Here is a 16,214-nt window from a genome sequence, read left to right on the forward strand (position 1 = left end):
GTCATACACGAGGCACGAACCGTGCACACGTCTCACGCAGTTGGTTACTTGCCTGCTCATTGAGATTTAACGCATGTATTGCTTCACTAGATTGTTTCCAAAGTGCCGCAATACGCGCGCGTGATGCATCTACAGCACCGGTTGATCGGAAGAGTTCAATCACATGCTGGACATCAGTCTCATCGCGGTGAGGCGCTTCGAAAAGAGTGATGAGTTCGCCACGTTCGGACGCTGATGCAGCAGCGAGCGCATCGGCGAGTAATACGGTTCGTTTGCCTTCTCGTATATCTCCGCCCACTGGCTTGCCAGTGTGCGCGCTTGATCCGACTACGTCTAATAGGTCATCGGTTAACTGGAATGCGAGGCCGAGTGGACGACCTACTGCTAATGCTTGGGAACGCGCATCGGTGGGGGAGAATCCAGCTGCGAGCATTGCCAGTTCAATCGGTGCGATTGTTGTGTAGCTTGCGGTTTTCCAACGGAATACGTTCAGCGATGCTTCAGCTAGTGTGTTTGGGTTATCTAACGCTGTCATTTCGACGGCTAGATCAAGTACTTGCCCGATTTCGACTTCGCGATGCATGGTGAGGAATGCTGCAACAAGTGCGTCAGATGACGGTAGGTGGTGGGCGGCTGTGTTGGCTATGTCTACGCTGGCGGTGGCGAGTAGATCGCCGAGCATGATGCCTAAGCCGTTACCGATTGGTTCAGAATGTGTGGCTGTGGTTAATGCGCGATGTGCTGATGGTTTGCCTCGACGTAAATCGGAATCGTCGATAATGTCGTCGTGTACGAGAGCTGCTGTTTGGAATACTTCGATCGCACAGGCGAGATCAAGCACATGATCGCGGATGCTCGGATCGTGTGTTGTTGATGAATTGGCAGTAACCGCATCAAATACGTCGAGTAGTAACAGTGCACGCAGTCGTTTGCCGCCTTCGCTCGAGGTAAGCGCTTGTGATTGTACTTCGTCAAGTACAGTGCGACATACGCCAATGGTTGCAGCATCTTCGTGGTCGTGTGCATCTGTTGTTTCACGTACAAGCTGTGCGATTCGTGTCTCGATGGAGACTTTCTGCAAGTCAAGATTCATGCTTCCAAGGTTATCCACAATGGTTGTCGAACACAAGAATGGCGGAATTGCAACGTTCGCGAGCGTTCGACCACATAGGTTGAAATTCGTGTTCTCAGCGGCGTTGATAGGGCATAGTAGTGACACGCGGTAACGCGAGACTGGACATCCTATCCGGTCGAACCAAAAACAAGTCAAGGAGGACAATATGACCACACATATTACGCGACGTGGAACTGCACGCTCGTTTGATCATCGTGAGCATCGTTCAACGTGTCGTCGCTCACTGGGCAGTCGCCGGTGCGATCATACGTATCCAATCGATAGAACAGAAAATCGATTGCATAGTAGCGCGTTGTTAGACGTGCCTATATCGGATGTGCCATGCGATATGCCATGTTCCGGTTTGGAAGACGCGTGCGACGTGATGCTTGAGGAGGATGAACTCGATCTGCTGACGCAACGGTTTCGCGATGATCGTAGGCAGTCTGGGCCTTCTGAAGCGGTTCGTTCATGGGTTGATGAGCCGTTTGCTGAGTGGATGCACGTACTTGATGACACGGTTGGCACAATATGTGACGAGTGCGAGTGCGGGTATACTGACGCGGATATAGACGTAGATACTGATGATGACGATATCGTTGTCGACGATTGTTCGTGCGCTGATAGAGACTGTGTTGCGCCAGATTGCATGATGTTGTGTCGAAAGAGTATGGCAGCGTTCGCTGTAGGCATGAACGAATTATTACCAGTGCGAGATGCGGTGATCGTCTCTTTAGTGAATCCGCGTGCCTGTGATCGTCATGGTATGGTCACGTTTGCTGCTCAACCTCATGCGAATCGTACCCAATGTGGCATGTCGCAGATCATGTCTGACGCATTTCATAATCCGCATGTACGACCAGACGCTCAGCGATGTGCGATTGGAGTAGCCATGCTCGATCAGATTGCAGATAGTGTGCCTCCTCGGTGGCGCGTGCAACCGATGGCGGCAGCCGCTTACGTGCTGTGGTGGTTGAACGATGATCTTGCTGTCCTGCGTGCAGCGGAATGTTTGACTATTGATGATCAATGCTCGTTGGGTGCGATCGTGTTGTCTATGCTTGATCGCGGAATTTGCCCAGCGTGGTGTGACAGATAGCAGACTGAAAAATGCATCGGCTTTTCTGATTCCATTGCTCATGGCATATGGAATCAGACAAAGCCGCAGCATGCGGTGAATAGCGTTCTGGAGACACGACAGCAAGTTTTGGGAATAATCGTCCTTGGAAGGTGGTTAACTCCAATAGTTGACGATTTGCCCTTGCCAGAAGTGCGCCTTATGTGGTATAAGCGCATGGTGGCAGGATCAGTAGGAGGATGAGCTTGGCCAAGAAGGATGCGACGGCAACCAAGGACAACGCCGAAGAAACCGAGAAGGTGACGTCCGCCCGGAAGACCACAGCCAAGGCGAAGAAGAAGTCCGCAGCACAAGGCGAGACTGAGGCGAAGCAGGCGAAAACGGTGAAGGATGAGTCAACCGAAGAACCTGATATTGCCGACGAGGACGAGCTTGACGAGGACGACGATCAAGCCGTTGACGCTGACCTTGATGATCTTGATGCTGATCTCGATGATGTTGCCGATGACGATGGCGACGATCTCGACGATGAGGATGAAGATGTAGAGTCTGATGACGAGGAAGAAGATCTCGAAGACGAAGAAGAATCCAAGCCTAAGGAGATCATCACTCCTAAGGAAAAGGGTGCGTTCGTTGTTCGTGATGACGATGACGATGATAATCTCACGCCATCAGGCAATCCGAAACGTCGCGTTATCGCTGCCGGCGCCACTGCAGATCCTGTCAAGGATTATTTGAAGCAGATTGGTCGTGTGAGCCTGCTGAATGCGGAACAGGAAGTTGACCTGTCAGAACGTATTGAGGCTGGCTTATATGCACAACATTTGTTGGATACTGAGTCCGACAAGATGGATTTCAAGCGTAAGCGTGAACTTAAGTGGGCTGCGAACGATGGTAAGAAGGCTAAGGACCATCTGCTTGAAGCTAACTTGCGACTTGTTGTGTCTCTCGCTAAGCGATATACCGGCCGTGGCATGCTCTTCCTTGATCTTATTCAGGAAGGTAATCTTGGCCTGATTCGAGCTGTAGAGAAGTTCGACTGGAAGAAGGGCTTTAAGTTCTCCACGTATGCTACATGGTGGATTCGTCAGGCTATTACTCGAGCTATGGCTGATCAGGCACGTACTATTCGCGTGCCCGTACACATGGTTGAAGTGATCAATAAACTCAGCCGTGTGCAGCGTCAGATGTTGCAAGATCTCGGTCGTGAACCTACACCAGATGAGTTGGCACGTGAACTCGATATGCCAGTCGAAAAGGTGCAGGAAGTGCAGAAGTATGGTCGCGAACCGATCTCGCTGCACACGCCGCTCGGTGAAGATGGTGATTCCGAATTTGGTGATCTCATCGAAGACACTGATGCTATTGCGCCATCGGATGCGGTTGCTTTCTCGCTGTTGCAGGAACAGTTTAAGCAGGTACTTGAGACGCTGTCTCCGCGTGAGGCGGGTGTTATTAAGATGCGGTATGGTCTTGAAGATGGCCAGCCGAAGACGCTTGATGACATCGGTCGTGTGTATGGCGTGACTCGTGAACGTATTCGTCAAATCGAGTCGAAGACTATGTCTAAACTGCGTCACCCATCGCGCTCGCAGACGCTGCGTGACTTCCTAGATCAGTGATCGCGCCGCTTGACAGCGCGATCACGCGAGGAGGGTGGAAGTCCAGTGGACTTCCACTCAACGAAGTCGTTTGCTTTCTATTGTTTCGCGTTACCAGACAGTGGGGAAGCGCGGCTTGTGTTGTATGTGGAGTGAATAAGGAGAGCTATGCCCGAATCCTACGGTGCCGATAGTCTTACCGTGCTCGAGGGTCTTGACGCGGTTCGCAAACGTCCTGGCATGTACATCGGTACAACTGACAGTCAAGGACTGATGCACTGCCTGTGGGAGATCATCGATAATTCCGTAGATGAGGCACTTGCTGGTGCGTGCGATCACATTACTGTCACGCTCCACGAGGATGGCTCAGTTGAAGTTGCCGATAACGGTCGAGGTATTCCTGTTGATGTCGAGCCAAAAACCAAGCTCACCGGTGTCGAGGTTGTCCTGACTAAACTTCACGCTGGTGCTAAATTCGGCAACGCTTCATATAACGCAGCTGGCGGTCTACATGGCGTCGGTTCATCAGTTGTTAACGCATTAAGTGCGCGTCTTGACGTTGAAGTTGACCGTGACGGCAAAACGCATCACATGGCATTCCATCAAGGTCATCCCGGTGTATACGCGGATGCTGATCCTGCGCATCCTTCACCAGATGCGCCATTTAAGCGTACGCGTAAGAACCGTCCAACAGAACTGGAAATCATCGGCAAGGTTTCGCCCAAGACCACTGGCACGCGCATTCGCTACTGGGCTGATCCTGAGATTTTCAACGACACTGCGCAGTTTAGCTACGAGCAGCTTATTAACCGTGTGCGTCAGACCAGTTTTCTTGTGCCCGGGCTCAAGATCACGGTTATTGATGAACACATTCCGGCAACCGGCGACGATACTGTCGATGAGTTACGTGAGATTGACGATAATATTCTGGACTCGTCTCAATCGTTAGATGTAACTAATCATGCGAACGAGCAGGCGGAAGCGGAACGTCATACTGACGTATTAGATGGGTTTGAAGAAGCTCCATCAGTGCACGTTGCATCAGACGCTGTTGCAGTAGCGAAAGCTGATGCAGCAAGCCATACGCATCGACGTGTTGAAGAATTCTGCCATACAGGTGGCGTTACAGATTTCGTTGATTTTCTCTCAAATGGTGAGCCAGTATCTGATATTTGGCGTATTACTGGCGAAGACACATACGTTGAAGAGACGCAAGCTGTTGGTGAAAACGGTGAGTTGCATGCACAACAGGTGACTCGTACTTGCGCTGTAGATATTGCGATGCGCTGGATTAACGGCTATGACACGGTGATGCGTAGTTTTGTCAATGTTGTAGAAACGCCTGGCGGTGGTATGCACGTTGACGGTTTCCTTGCCGGTATCACCAAGCAAATCCGCAAGACAGTTGAAGATAATGCGCGCAAGCTGAAGGTCAATCTTAAAGATCCTGCGCAAAAAATCGAACGCGACGATATTATGGCTGGACTCGTCGCTGTCGTTACAGTGCGCATTGCCGAACCTCAATTCCAAGGACAAACCAAGGACGTACTGGGAACTGCTCAAGTCAAGCCAATCGTCACCAAAATGACCGATCGTCAGTTTGGTGAGATGATCACTGGCTCTAAGCGTGGATACAAAGAACAATCTGGTCGTGTCCTCGATAAAATCGTTGGCGAAATGCATGCCCGTATTCAGGCGCGCAAAACTAAGGAAGTTACTCGACGTAAGAACGCGCTTGAATCTGCATCAATGCCACCGAAACTGTCCGACTGCCAACCGGGCAACGACGATGTAGCTGAACTGTTCATCGTCGAGGGTGACTCCGCACTTGGTACCGCTAAAGCTGCGCGCAACTCTGCATTCCAAGCGCTGCTACCGATTCGAGGCAAGATTCTCAACGTGCAGAAGGCTAGCCTCGCGCAAATGTTGTCCAACAAGGAGTGCGCGGCCATCATCCAAGTAGTCGGTGCTGGTTCTGGAGCGAGCTTCGATATTGAACAGGCACGATACAACAAAATCATTATGATGACCGATGCTGATGTGGACGGTGCGCACATTCGTATTTTGCTCCTCACCCTGTTTTACCGATATATGCGTCCGCTGATTGAACAAGGTCATGTGTATGCGGCAGTTCCGCCTCTGCATCGCATCGCCTTAGCTGGCTCACACAAAGGCGAGTATATTTACACGTACTCTGACGATGAGTTAGCGGGCAAGCTCGACGAGCTCAACCATAAAAAGATTGCATATAATCCGGATATTCAGCGATATAAGGGTCTTGGCGAGATGGATGCCGATCAGCTTGCTGATACAACAATGGACCCGCGTTCTCGCATGCTGCGTCGTATCCGTATGGAGGATGCTATTCAAGCGGCGAGTATTTTCAGTCTGTTGATGGGCGACGATGTGCCGCCGCGTAAAGCGTTCATTGTCGATAATGCCGATGATTTTGATCGCTCCAAGATCGACACCTGATACAAACTGTATATTGATTTTTTTAGTCAGAAATTGGCTCCCCTTGTCAGGACAGCACCGTTAAGCAAACAGCAGAGCTGTTTGTAGGTGCTGTGCGAGCCGACGGGCGAGCCAAAAAATGCGCGCGTAGGTAGAGTGTCTAAAATTGCTAGTTCGTTGCCGTTAATCGAACAGCATCAGCGGCTCCCCTTGCTAGGGGAGCTACAGACATCGTAAACGAACTTCTGATGCAAGATATTTCACTGATGTTCGCGGCACGTTTGTCCGAGTCGACGTGACAGTGCGATTGGATCAAGTAATGCATCGAGTTCGTCAGCTGGTAAATCAGTGCGTTCTGCAGCAACTTCGCGTACAGAACGTCCACTGGTTGCAGCTTCTTTCGCGATATCTGCCGCATGCTCATAGCCAATTTCAGCGTTCAGCGTCGCCGCAATCGACGGAGAATATTCGGCATATCGACGTCCTACAGCAGCGTTTACCGTTATGCCTTCGACACAGCGTTCACGGAACATTGCTAATGCGCGTGTCATAAGATCAATGCCACCCAGTAGCGCGTGAATCATCACAGGATCGAACGCATTGAGTTGCAGCTGGCCCTCAGAAGCTGCCCACGTTACGGTTGTATCCATACCAAACACCATGAAGCAGCATTGGTCAACGCATTCAGGGATTACCGGATTCACCTTGCCTGGCATAATACTACTGCCCGCCTGACGCGCTGGCACATTGAGATCATTGAACCCATCATGCGGACCGGAGTTCAAGAGGCGCAGATCATCAGCGGCTTTCTTCAGGTGAATGGCTAGATTTTTCACAGTCTGAGAGACTGCAATATACGAGCTCATATCAGTCATTGCGGCGACTGGATCTGGTGCTGCTGTAATTGGTAATCCTGTGATGCGTGCCAAATGCTCGGTAGCAGCTTTGCGGAATCGCAGATCTGCGCAAATGCCAGTGCCAATTGCTGTCGCACCAAGATTCAATGACATGAGCTGTGGCACCACGCGCTCCAACTCTCGCGTATCAGCTTTCATAAAGCTCGCAAACGCGTGAAATTCTTGACCATACGTCATAGGCACGGCATCTTGCAATTGCGTGCGCCCGATGGTGACATCATTGATATGCCGGTCAGCGAGATCATGGAACGCGTGAGCAAGTTTTGCTGTTTCTTGTGCGAGCGGTCCGATTGCGTCAATCAAGGCGAGTTTGCACGCAGCGGGATAGGTGTCGTTTGTAGATTGCGAATGGTTGACATCGTCATTGGGATGTATATATGTATAGTCGCCACGCTGATGACCGGCAATTTCGAGAGCGCGATTGGCAATAACCTCATTCATATTCATATTGGTCGAGGTGCCGGCTCCGCCTTGCAGTACATCTACTGGAAACTGATCAGCGAGTTTGCCAGCTTCTATCTCTAAACAAGCTGCAGTGATAGCACGCGCCTTGGCGCGATCAATCAAACCAAGTTCGGCATTGGCTTCAGCGCAGGCGCGTTTTACGGTAGCGTACGCCTTGACGAGCTGTGGATGTGCCGAATCGGGGATGCCAGACACGGTAAAATTGCCGATTGCTCGCTGCGTATGAATACCCCAGTAAACGTTGCTAGGCACTTCTAAAGTGCCGATACAATCGTGTTCGAGACGAGTCGTACGTGCTGCGGCGTTATCGCTCATTACATGCTCCTTGTGTCATAGCGTGTGATCGTATTCTGACACCATCATGACTGGTTTGTGTGCGACTCGCCATCGTTCGCCGTGCGCGAATGCTTGACAATTGTTGTCATATCTGTTGTGTGACGACACGCCAAATAACTACCGATTGGTAATCATTGTGTTGAACCGATATTGTATGTACGAACGTACATATCGAGATGCCTGTTGCTGTGTAGATCGACAACAGGCGCATAATATGATTGCAAAGGAGACACTGTGGTTAACCTGCTGCTTGCCGTGATCTACATCGCTTTCATCAGTTTGGGCTTGCCTGATGCGTTACTTGGCTCTGCATGGCCGACCATGAGTCAGGATTTAGGAGCACCTGTCTCGTGGGCTGGTGGCATTTCCATGACGATTTCGGCTGGCACGATTATTTCTGCACTACTCAGTGACCGCATGACTTTGCGATTTGGTGCCGGACGAGTCACTGCTGTATCGGTTGGTATGACTGCCGCCGCATTATTAGGATTTTCGATTGCGCCGAACTATTGGGTGCTCATTCTTATGGCTATACCATATGGACTTGGCGCTGGTGGCGTAGACGCGGCTCTCAATAACTACGTGGCCATTCACTATGAAAGCAAGCATATGAGTTGGCTACACTGCATGTGGGGTGTAGGTACGCTCGTAGGTCCTTATGTGATGGGCTATGCACTGTCCAACGGTCAGGGTTGGCCGTGGGGCTACCGATATATCGGTATCATCCAGATCGTACTCACCGTTATGCTTATTGCCAGCCTGCCATTATGGAAGTCACGCAAGGAAGTATCTGCTGCTACATCTGACAATGCTGCGGACAATATTGCGGCCAATACTGCAGAAGTGACGCAACCGCGCCGTCCGCTTGGTGTCAAGGGTGTACTTGCTATTCGAGGCGCAAAGGAAATCCTTGTGATGTTCCTGTGTTACTGCGCAATCGAACAGACGGCAATGCTGTGGGGTAGCAGTTATATGGTTCTTGCTGATGGTGTTGACAAGGTCACTGCTGCAAGTCGTATTGCTGTACTGTATTTCGGTATTACGATCGGTCGCGCGCTCAGTGGTTTCTTGACCATGCGATTTAGTGATCCTGTGATGATTCGTATTGGTCAAGCATTGATTCTCATTGGTATCGTGGTGATACTGTTGCCTCTGCCATATCATCTTGGTGTTTACGCTGGACTTGCAATACTTGGCCTTGGCTGTGCTCCGGTATATCCGTGCATCATTCACTCGACACCTGCGTATTTTGGTGAAGAGAATTCTCAAGCTATCGTCGGTGTACAGATGGCTTGCGCATATGTTGGTACTATGCTCATGCCGCCGCTGTTTGGTCTGCTTGCACAGTATGTCACCATACGACTATTCCCGTTCTACTTGCTAGTGTTCCTTGTACTCATGGTGGTTATGCATGAGTCCCTACGCCGCAAGCGCACTATCTGATCCGCTACTGTATCTTCCTGGTTTCCCTTGTCAGGACGTTGCCTATAAACAGTTCTGCTGTTTGCTTAACGGCAACGTCCTGACAACGGGTTGATCATGCCATATCGAAGCCGTGCATCAGGTTATAGTTTGTAACAATCGAGGCGACATTGCAGTATCCGAGCGCAATATACCAAGCCACAGCCAATATAAAACACACTGTGATCAGTGGCATGTGAGTCACGCCCATTCTTACGAGACACAGCACTAATATCACTGCAAGTAACGCGATAAACGACATCGAAGTGAATCGCAACCATGTTAAACCATACGCTCCAATATACAGTCCAAGACGCGTTGCTGCTGATGCCAGCATTACGCCAGTTGCTGCAATCAAACCAATAAGCATTATGGTGAGCATACGCGTACGCTGCACATAGGTAAGAACTATGCCGAAGAGCATGAGATTGACCGCTGCAATCAACAGTAGTTGAAAGAACCCACTACGAGCATACTCGGCATACGTTAATCCGCCCGGTAATCCCTCCTGCGCGAACAAAAAAGTAAATTGCACTGCGCAAAAGAATGCGTACACTACGAGCAGTGCGCCAAGCATGATCGACATAATCAGTGCATCGGGTTTCACTGTCACCGATCGTTTGTAGAGTGCTGCGATACTGCCGGTAGTGCGATCTTGCTGCTCAAGTAACGAGAACATCAATGGGAACGTGAGCAATACTAACAAGGCATGCATTATAAATGAGGTGAGATTAATATCGCCGATTATGCGTGTAATCGCATAAGAAAATACCATGTCAGCATTCATGAGTAGTGCTGTTATAACCATGAGCACAGGAATAGTGATAAGCAGTGCTATGCCAATCTTGCGTATAACTGGGCGACGTTGATCTTGTATTGAGATATGAGCTATATCTGCGGTACAGTGCGCGAAAGTATTGAGGTTAATGAATGGTTGTATAACCCAACCGGTTAGCCAGCGTAAGGCGATTCCGAAGGGGTGATGAATGTTGTAACGTCCGTTGACAAGCTGCACGTGCAACATGAGCAGCGATGGTATGGCAATGATGCCAGTCAACAGCCCATATTCGAGATTATCAGTGTATATACCGCCACCGTGTATCACCATCCAACAAGCTAGTGCGACAATCGCTGCTGTTATATACCAGACTAATGGGCGCATACGTGCAATACGCCAATGGAGAGCGGTTGTAATAGTGACACATACCAGCCAAAACATTGCAAACAGTAAGTTCATGCGATCGGGGTACCCATACGTGTATGGCAGTCCACCTAGTATCAAGCGATCAAAGAGTAACGGTATTGCGAACGATGCTGCCAACAATTGGATTGTGCGTACGCTGATGGGCCGGCGTGATACGGGACGATCTGGCGTGGTGATATCGGTTGTTGCTGTCTTTTGAAGAGCGTCATCAATAGGGGAATGTGATGAGTTGGAAGAGAAATCATGTTGGTTACTCATAGCGCCCAGTGTAGGTATTGCTTATGGTTACTTCGATGATATTCGTTGTTTCTTTCACATATTCGACATATCGAATCTCGATAGCTTGCTATCGAGATTCAGTTGATATAAGTTGTTTGTCGATATATTATTCGTATTGGCAGTAAGCGAGCTTGTGTATTGGTTCTCTTGTGGAAAGGTTGTGATTGTCATGAGTTTAGACAGATTGTGTGAGCGTAGCGTATCCAGCGAACCGCATGGGGACGAATCGACTATATGGCATGAATTTCATCCAAAAGCGATCACGGCGCTCAAGGTGATGATTGTGCTGTTCGAAGTGATCTGCATATGGGGACAGGTTGTCATATATGTTGCAGCCGGCGATTTTGTGACTGCGTATCCTGAATTCACTGCTGCCCGATGGCCATATACCATTGCCGGACTACTTGCTGTTGCCTGCTTTGAAGTCGCTCTAGTCCCGCTGTGGAATCTGCTAACGTTGGTCAGAATAAGGGACGTGTTTTCAGGCAAGGCGATTATGTGGGATGATGTCATCATCGGATGCGCCGGAGTTGAAGGCATTCTGGTACTGTTCGTATTACTGTATAATTCGTTTGCTCATGACAGTTATTACGATGCGTATTTGCACACAACGACGGATGTTGCTATGGGTGCGTTCGCGCTGAGTGCTGCATGCATGGTCGCGTTGTTGCTTATTATTGCGTTTATCCTGCTCATGCTGGTTATGCGCTCATTGTTGAAAGCCGCGATCGCGCAGCGCAACGAGCTTGAGGCGGTAATCTGATGGCAATTCTTGTCAACCTTGACGTTATGCTCGCCAAACGTAAGATGAGCGTTAATGAACTTGCTGATCGCGTTGGTATTACACCGGTTAATGTTTCGGTACTGAAAAATGGCCGAGCCAAAGCTATAAGATTTTCAACACTTGATCAGATCTGTAAAGCTCTTGACTGTCAGCCGGGCGATATTCTCTCGTATGATGACGACGATATGGCTCAATAACTGATCAATGTCGATTAACGAGGCGTTGGTTGCACGGACATAGCGGCCCGCACAACCAACGCCTTATGCAAACTGGCTATTATATAAAGCGGCGTAGCGCCCCTGTTGTGCTAGTAACTCATGGTGGTTACCAGACTCAATGATGTCGCCATGCTCCATATAGAGAATTAAATCTGCATCACGAATAGTCGATAGACGATGCGCAATGACAAAGCTAGTGCGCCCAGCCATCAGTTTCGCCATTGCTTTGCCAATCTGAGCTTCGGTACGCGTGTCTACTGAGCTGGTTGCTTCATCGAGAATCAACATTGCAGGATCGACGAGAAACACTCGCGCAATGGTGAGCAACTGTCGCTGCCCGACTGACAAATTACCTGCTTCATTATCTAACATAGTGTCATAGCCTTGAGGCAAGGTGCGAATGAAATAATCCGCATGAGCTGCTTTGGCTGCTTCCACGATGTCATCACGCGTCGCCTCCGGTTTGCCATAGGCGAGATTCTCAGCCACCGTGCCACTAAACAACCAAGTATCTTGCAGCACCATACCAAACTGGTGACGCAGCTCACTACGAGTTATCGACGATGTTGACACACCGTCGAGCATGATACGTCCTGCATCGATTTCATAAAACCGCATCAACAAATTGATCAGCGTTGTTTTGCCAGCACCCGTTGAACCGACAATTGCAATCTTACGTCCCGGCTCGGCGGCAAAACTCACGTCTTTCATCAAAGGCTTGTTGGGATCATATCCGAATCGTACATGATCGAACACAATTTGGCCGTGCACTGGCTCAGCAACGTGCATCGCTTTATCGGGTGATGGATCAGGACGTTCCTCATCTTCGTCAAGCAACTCGAACATGCGCTCAGCCGAAGCAAGTGCCGACTGTAGAGAGTTAATCATATAGCTTGCCTCGGTAAGTGGTTCCGACACTTGATTGATGTACTGATAAAAAGCTTGTGCAACACCTACGGTCATGCGACCACCAACCACCATCCAACCTGCAAGCAGCATGACGACCATCTGTGAAAATCGGGAGATCATGCGAATAAGCGGATTGACTGACATGGTAATGAAATCGGCCATCTGTGCTGCTCGACGCGTACGCTCTGCTGCAGCATCAATCGCTTTGATACTGTCAGATTCACGATTACACGCTTTAATAATATTGCGTCCCTTGTAGTGTTCCTCAGCCAATCCGGTTAGTTCACCGACCGTCTCTTGGCGCAATGATGCTGTTTCAAGGTTTTTGTGTGCGACCAGTTTGGTTACCCACATACTCAACCCCATGAATACGAGGAATACTACAGTGAGCATCCACGAATACCACACCATGATAAGTAATGATCCAGTTACTGTAGTAATCGCCGTGAGCAACCGCAACAGACCTGTTTGCATGACCTCACTAATTCGGTCAAGATCGTTCGTTACCTTGCTGAGTACTTCACCTGGTTTATTACGGTCAAAGAACCGCAAAGGCAGTCGATGTATTTTCGCACTGACCTGCTTGCGCAAGGTCAAATTAAGATTCTCAGCAACCGATGCCATTAGATATGCCTGAAGATAATAGAAGCACCATTCGCCACAATACAGTATTGCAAGCGTGAGGATGTGCCATCCCAAGCCATCATCATTCCACCCTATAACAAATGCAGTGCCGTCATTCCACGATGTTTGCACGGTCTTCCAAATCGCATCCACCACAATGGCGCTGTACATGGGTGCACCAATATGAAAGAACGTATACAACACAATTGATACCCCAACGATCGTCAGACGGATACGTTGATTGGCAAGCTGAGCAAAGAAGCGTTGAGCTGTTGCAACAGCATTTTTAGGAGTCTCGATAGTGTCGTCAAGATCTGTTGTTGTATTCAAACTGTCTGTATTCTCGAATGCGTCGCTCATCCTTGCACCTCCTTAGCTCTGCTGTTCCTTGGTCTGCGAATCTACAATTTCTCGATACACTGCACACCCTGCCATTAACTCATCGTGCGTACCGATACCAGCTACTGAACCGTCTGACAACACTACAATTTGATCAGCATGCTGAATCGTACTGACGCGTTGCGCGATAATCAGTACTGCTCGAGATTGCATTTCTTGCACAAGCGCATGGCGCAGTGCCGCATCAGTCTTGAAATCTAATGCAGAAAAACTGTCATCAAAGATGATGATCTGAGCATCGCCCACTAATGCGCGAGCGATCGATAAGCGTTGTTTCTGCCCACCCGAAAAGTTGGTGCCGCCTTGTGCCACACGTGAATTCAGCCCATCTGGCAATGTATTCACAAATTCATCGGCTTGAGCAACCTGCAACGCATGACGAAGTGATTGCTCATCAGCATGGCGATCACCGTAGCGTAGATTATCTGCGATGGAACCGGAGAAAAGCCATGCTTGTTGTTGCACATACGCGATTCGCTTGCGAAGGTCATGCTGTGTCATATCGCGCACGTCTACTCCGTCAAACATAACTTTGCCCCAGCTTGCATCATGAAAGCGCATAGCAAGCATAGCGATAGTAGATTTGCCTGAGCCAGTTCCTCCGATAATTGCTGTAGTCTGACCTTTTTTACAGGAGAAACTTACATGGTTCAAAGCATTTTCTTGAGCATCTGCAAATCGGAAGCTCACATCACGAAACGCAAGCACTTCACCATCGGGCAGTGGCCCTTTTTCTGTCATGTCGACAGCATTGTTCGGTGCTGGATCACTGATTTGCGGTGTATGATCGAGTACTAATCTCACGCGCTCACAACATTCGAGCGCTCGTGGAAGAGTAATGATCACCATTTGGGCCATCATCAGATAGAACAAGGCAAGTACTGCATACTCAATGATTGCGGTAATATCGCCTATTTGGAAGCCCTCTACGCTGATACGACCTCCTGCGAGGCAATATACAACAACGATAAACGCATTGATACCGAAATAAGACAATCCGTCAAGATTAGCAAATAACAGATTGGCTTTAATTGACGTATCTGCATATTCGGCGAATGTTGCATTCATACGCTTTTGCTCGTGTTGTTCTTTACTAAATGCACGGATAACGCGTACGCCTGTCAAATTCTCCAATAGTACCGTACCGATACGGTCAAGCAATTTTTGCAAACGACGGAACAGCGGAGATGCGGTACGCATGATAAAGAATGCCACTGTGCATACAAATGCAATAGCGACAAGTAGCCACAATGATAGTGTCATGTCGAGGCGGAACGACAACACAAACGCAACGACGAAAATAACTGGCACTGGTAGCAGTATTCCGATCACGTTAGTCATAGCCATTTGAATATTGACAATGTCATTAATCGTTCTTGTCGTGATTGATGCAGTGCCAAAATTACGAAAATCATATATCGATAGCTCAAGAGACTTTGCATAGAGTGCTACACGCATATCTTTGCCGATGCGCGATGTCAGCTGTGAGCAGCACCAACCACCGGCCACGGCGCAAACTCCAGCAAGCAATGCTGCCAATCCCATCTTGAGCCCAGTGGTGAGCAGTATGGCAAATGAAGCATGTGAAGCACTTGCATTGAGCAGATCTGCTGCGAATGTAGGAATAATAAGTGCGCCGACGACATCAGCGAACATCAGTATCGCCGTAGCAGCAAATAGTCCCCAATACGGCTTCATGAACCGTATGATCAGCCGCATGGTAACCCCTTTCTATGGCCAACTCTGGCTGTCGAACATATGTTCTGTCTCTATATGGGACAGTTTTACAGTATGCTTAGACATAAAAAAGATGGTGTGTCGTACGGTTGCTACAACACACCACCATCACATAGTTGAACGTATTATATGCGCGCTATACGCAGTTGATTGCGAAATTCTGCGCCGAAAATTTCCATTCCTTGAATCATGGCATCACGCAATTGGGGTGCCAGTTCACTCATGGCACGATATTCAGCTGCGCGTTCCGGGGTGACCAAAGCATTACAGTAGCGAAGTCCAGATTCGGTGAGATGTACCAATTTAACACGTCGATCTCCCCTGGATTCGCTTAGGTTTATATAGCCTTGCTCTGCAAGTGAAGAGATGATGTTATTAATGGTCTGCCTCGGAATCATGGTGTAATTACAAATATCGCGTTGAGAAGCACCATCGTGGTCGTAGAGGTAATCAAGTACATACATAACGCTATCTGAAACACCAATGCGTCTGCTGTAATCTGCGTATGCTACGTCGATGCGATGAAGCTCATCGAAGAATCGGTCGAGTCGCTCGGTAATTGTTGAGTTGGTATGAGTGTTTACGTCCGATGATTGAGGAGTGTGTTGATCGTCCTTCATATGGACAATTATAT

Annotated in this window: 13 protein-coding genes; 7 read left to right on the forward strand and 6 right to left on the reverse strand. The window is 49.1% G+C overall.

Annotated features, from left to right (window positions below):
• Window position 1: 1 nt before the first annotated feature.
• A complete protein-coding gene (locus tag BHAP_RS06335; RefSeq protein ID WP_094729892.1) occupies window positions 2-1,093 on the reverse strand; it encodes a polyprenyl synthetase family protein in 1,092 nt (363 codons plus the stop codon).
• Window positions 1,094-1,280: 187 nt separating this feature from the next.
• Here BHAP_RS06335 and BHAP_RS06340 point away from each other — a divergent pair, with 187 nt between their 5' ends.
• From BHAP_RS06340 to BHAP_RS06350, 3 genes are all read left to right on the forward strand, one after another.
• Window positions 1,281-2,213, forward strand: coding sequence for a hypothetical protein (locus BHAP_RS06340; protein ID WP_094729893.1), 933 nt, complete (start codon window positions 1,281-1,283; stop codon window positions 2,211-2,213).
• A 224-nt stretch (window positions 2,214-2,437) separates the two neighbouring features.
• Complete coding sequence (locus BHAP_RS06345) at window positions 2,438-3,814, forward strand: RNA polymerase sigma factor (RefSeq protein WP_094730016.1); 1,377 nt, start codon at window positions 2,438-2,440, stop codon at window positions 3,812-3,814.
• A gap of 147 nt (window positions 3,815-3,961) precedes the next feature.
• The gene (locus BHAP_RS06350) at window positions 3,962-6,268 is read left to right on the forward strand and encodes a DNA gyrase/topoisomerase IV subunit B (RefSeq protein WP_094729894.1); all 2,307 of its coding nucleotides are present in this window, start codon (window positions 3,962-3,964) and stop codon (window positions 6,266-6,268) included.
• Between the two features lie 239 nt (window positions 6,269-6,507).
• Here the strand turns inward: BHAP_RS06350 and BHAP_RS06355 are convergent, their stop codons facing one another.
• Window positions 6,508-7,944, reverse strand: a complete 1,437-nt coding sequence (locus BHAP_RS06355) for an aspartate ammonia-lyase (RefSeq protein ID WP_094729895.1) — start codon at window positions 7,942-7,944, stop codon at window positions 6,508-6,510.
• 255 nt (window positions 7,945-8,199) lie between these two features.
• Here BHAP_RS06355 and BHAP_RS06360 point away from each other — a divergent pair, with 255 nt between their 5' ends.
• Window positions 8,200-9,408: an MFS transporter gene (locus BHAP_RS06360; RefSeq protein ID WP_094729896.1), complete on the forward strand. Its 1,209-nt coding sequence runs from the start codon at window positions 8,200-8,202 to the stop codon at window positions 9,406-9,408.
• 94 nt (window positions 9,409-9,502) lie between these two features.
• Here BHAP_RS06360 and BHAP_RS06365 read toward each other — a convergent pair whose 3' ends face one another.
• Entirely contained in the window at window positions 9,503-10,663 is a 1,161-nt protein-coding gene (locus tag BHAP_RS06365; RefSeq protein ID WP_338024687.1) for a DUF4153 domain-containing protein, read from the reverse strand.
• Here BHAP_RS06365 and BHAP_RS11635 point away from each other — a divergent pair.
• From BHAP_RS11635 to BHAP_RS06375, 3 genes are all read left to right on the forward strand, one after another.
• Window positions 10,662-10,829 (forward strand): hypothetical protein, encoded by a 168-nt coding sequence (locus BHAP_RS11635; protein WP_158216445.1) that lies wholly within the window; start codon window positions 10,662-10,664, stop codon window positions 10,827-10,829. The genes BHAP_RS06365 and BHAP_RS11635 overlap by 2 nt on opposite strands.
• 249 nt (window positions 10,830-11,078) lie before the next feature.
• The gene (locus BHAP_RS06370; RefSeq protein WP_094729898.1) at window positions 11,079-11,672 is read left to right on the forward strand and encodes a DUF2975 domain-containing protein; all 594 of its coding nucleotides are present in this window, start codon (window positions 11,079-11,081) and stop codon (window positions 11,670-11,672) included.
• A complete protein-coding gene (locus tag BHAP_RS06375; RefSeq protein ID WP_094729899.1) occupies window positions 11,672-11,890 on the forward strand; it encodes a helix-turn-helix domain-containing protein in 219 nt (72 codons plus the stop codon). Before BHAP_RS06370 ends, BHAP_RS06375 begins: the two co-directional genes overlap by 1 nt.
• A 63-nt stretch (window positions 11,891-11,953) precedes the next feature.
• Here BHAP_RS06375 and BHAP_RS06380 read toward each other — a convergent pair whose 3' ends face one another.
• The 3 genes from BHAP_RS06380 to BHAP_RS06390 all read right to left on the reverse strand — a co-directional run bounded on the left by BHAP_RS06380 (window position 11,954) and on the right by BHAP_RS06390 (window position 16,200).
• Window positions 11,954-13,804: an ABC transporter ATP-binding protein gene (locus BHAP_RS06380; RefSeq protein WP_094729900.1), complete on the reverse strand. Its 1,851-nt coding sequence runs from the start codon at window positions 13,802-13,804 to the stop codon at window positions 11,954-11,956.
• A gap of 12 nt (window positions 13,805-13,816) precedes the next feature.
• A complete protein-coding gene (locus BHAP_RS06385) occupies window positions 13,817-15,562 on the reverse strand; it encodes an ABC transporter ATP-binding protein (protein ID WP_094729901.1) in 1,746 nt (581 codons plus the stop codon).
• Between the two features lie 143 nt (window positions 15,563-15,705).
• The gene (locus BHAP_RS06390; protein ID WP_094729902.1) at window positions 15,706-16,200 is read right to left on the reverse strand and encodes a MarR family winged helix-turn-helix transcriptional regulator; all 495 of its coding nucleotides are present in this window, start codon (window positions 16,198-16,200) and stop codon (window positions 15,706-15,708) included.
• Between the last annotated feature and the right edge of the window lie 14 nt (window positions 16,201-16,214).

Origin of the sequence: Bifidobacterium hapali, from assembly GCF_002259755.1 — a bacterium.
In the GTDB taxonomy this organism is placed as follows: domain Bacteria; phylum Actinomycetota; class Actinomycetes; order Actinomycetales; family Bifidobacteriaceae; genus Bifidobacterium; species Bifidobacterium hapali.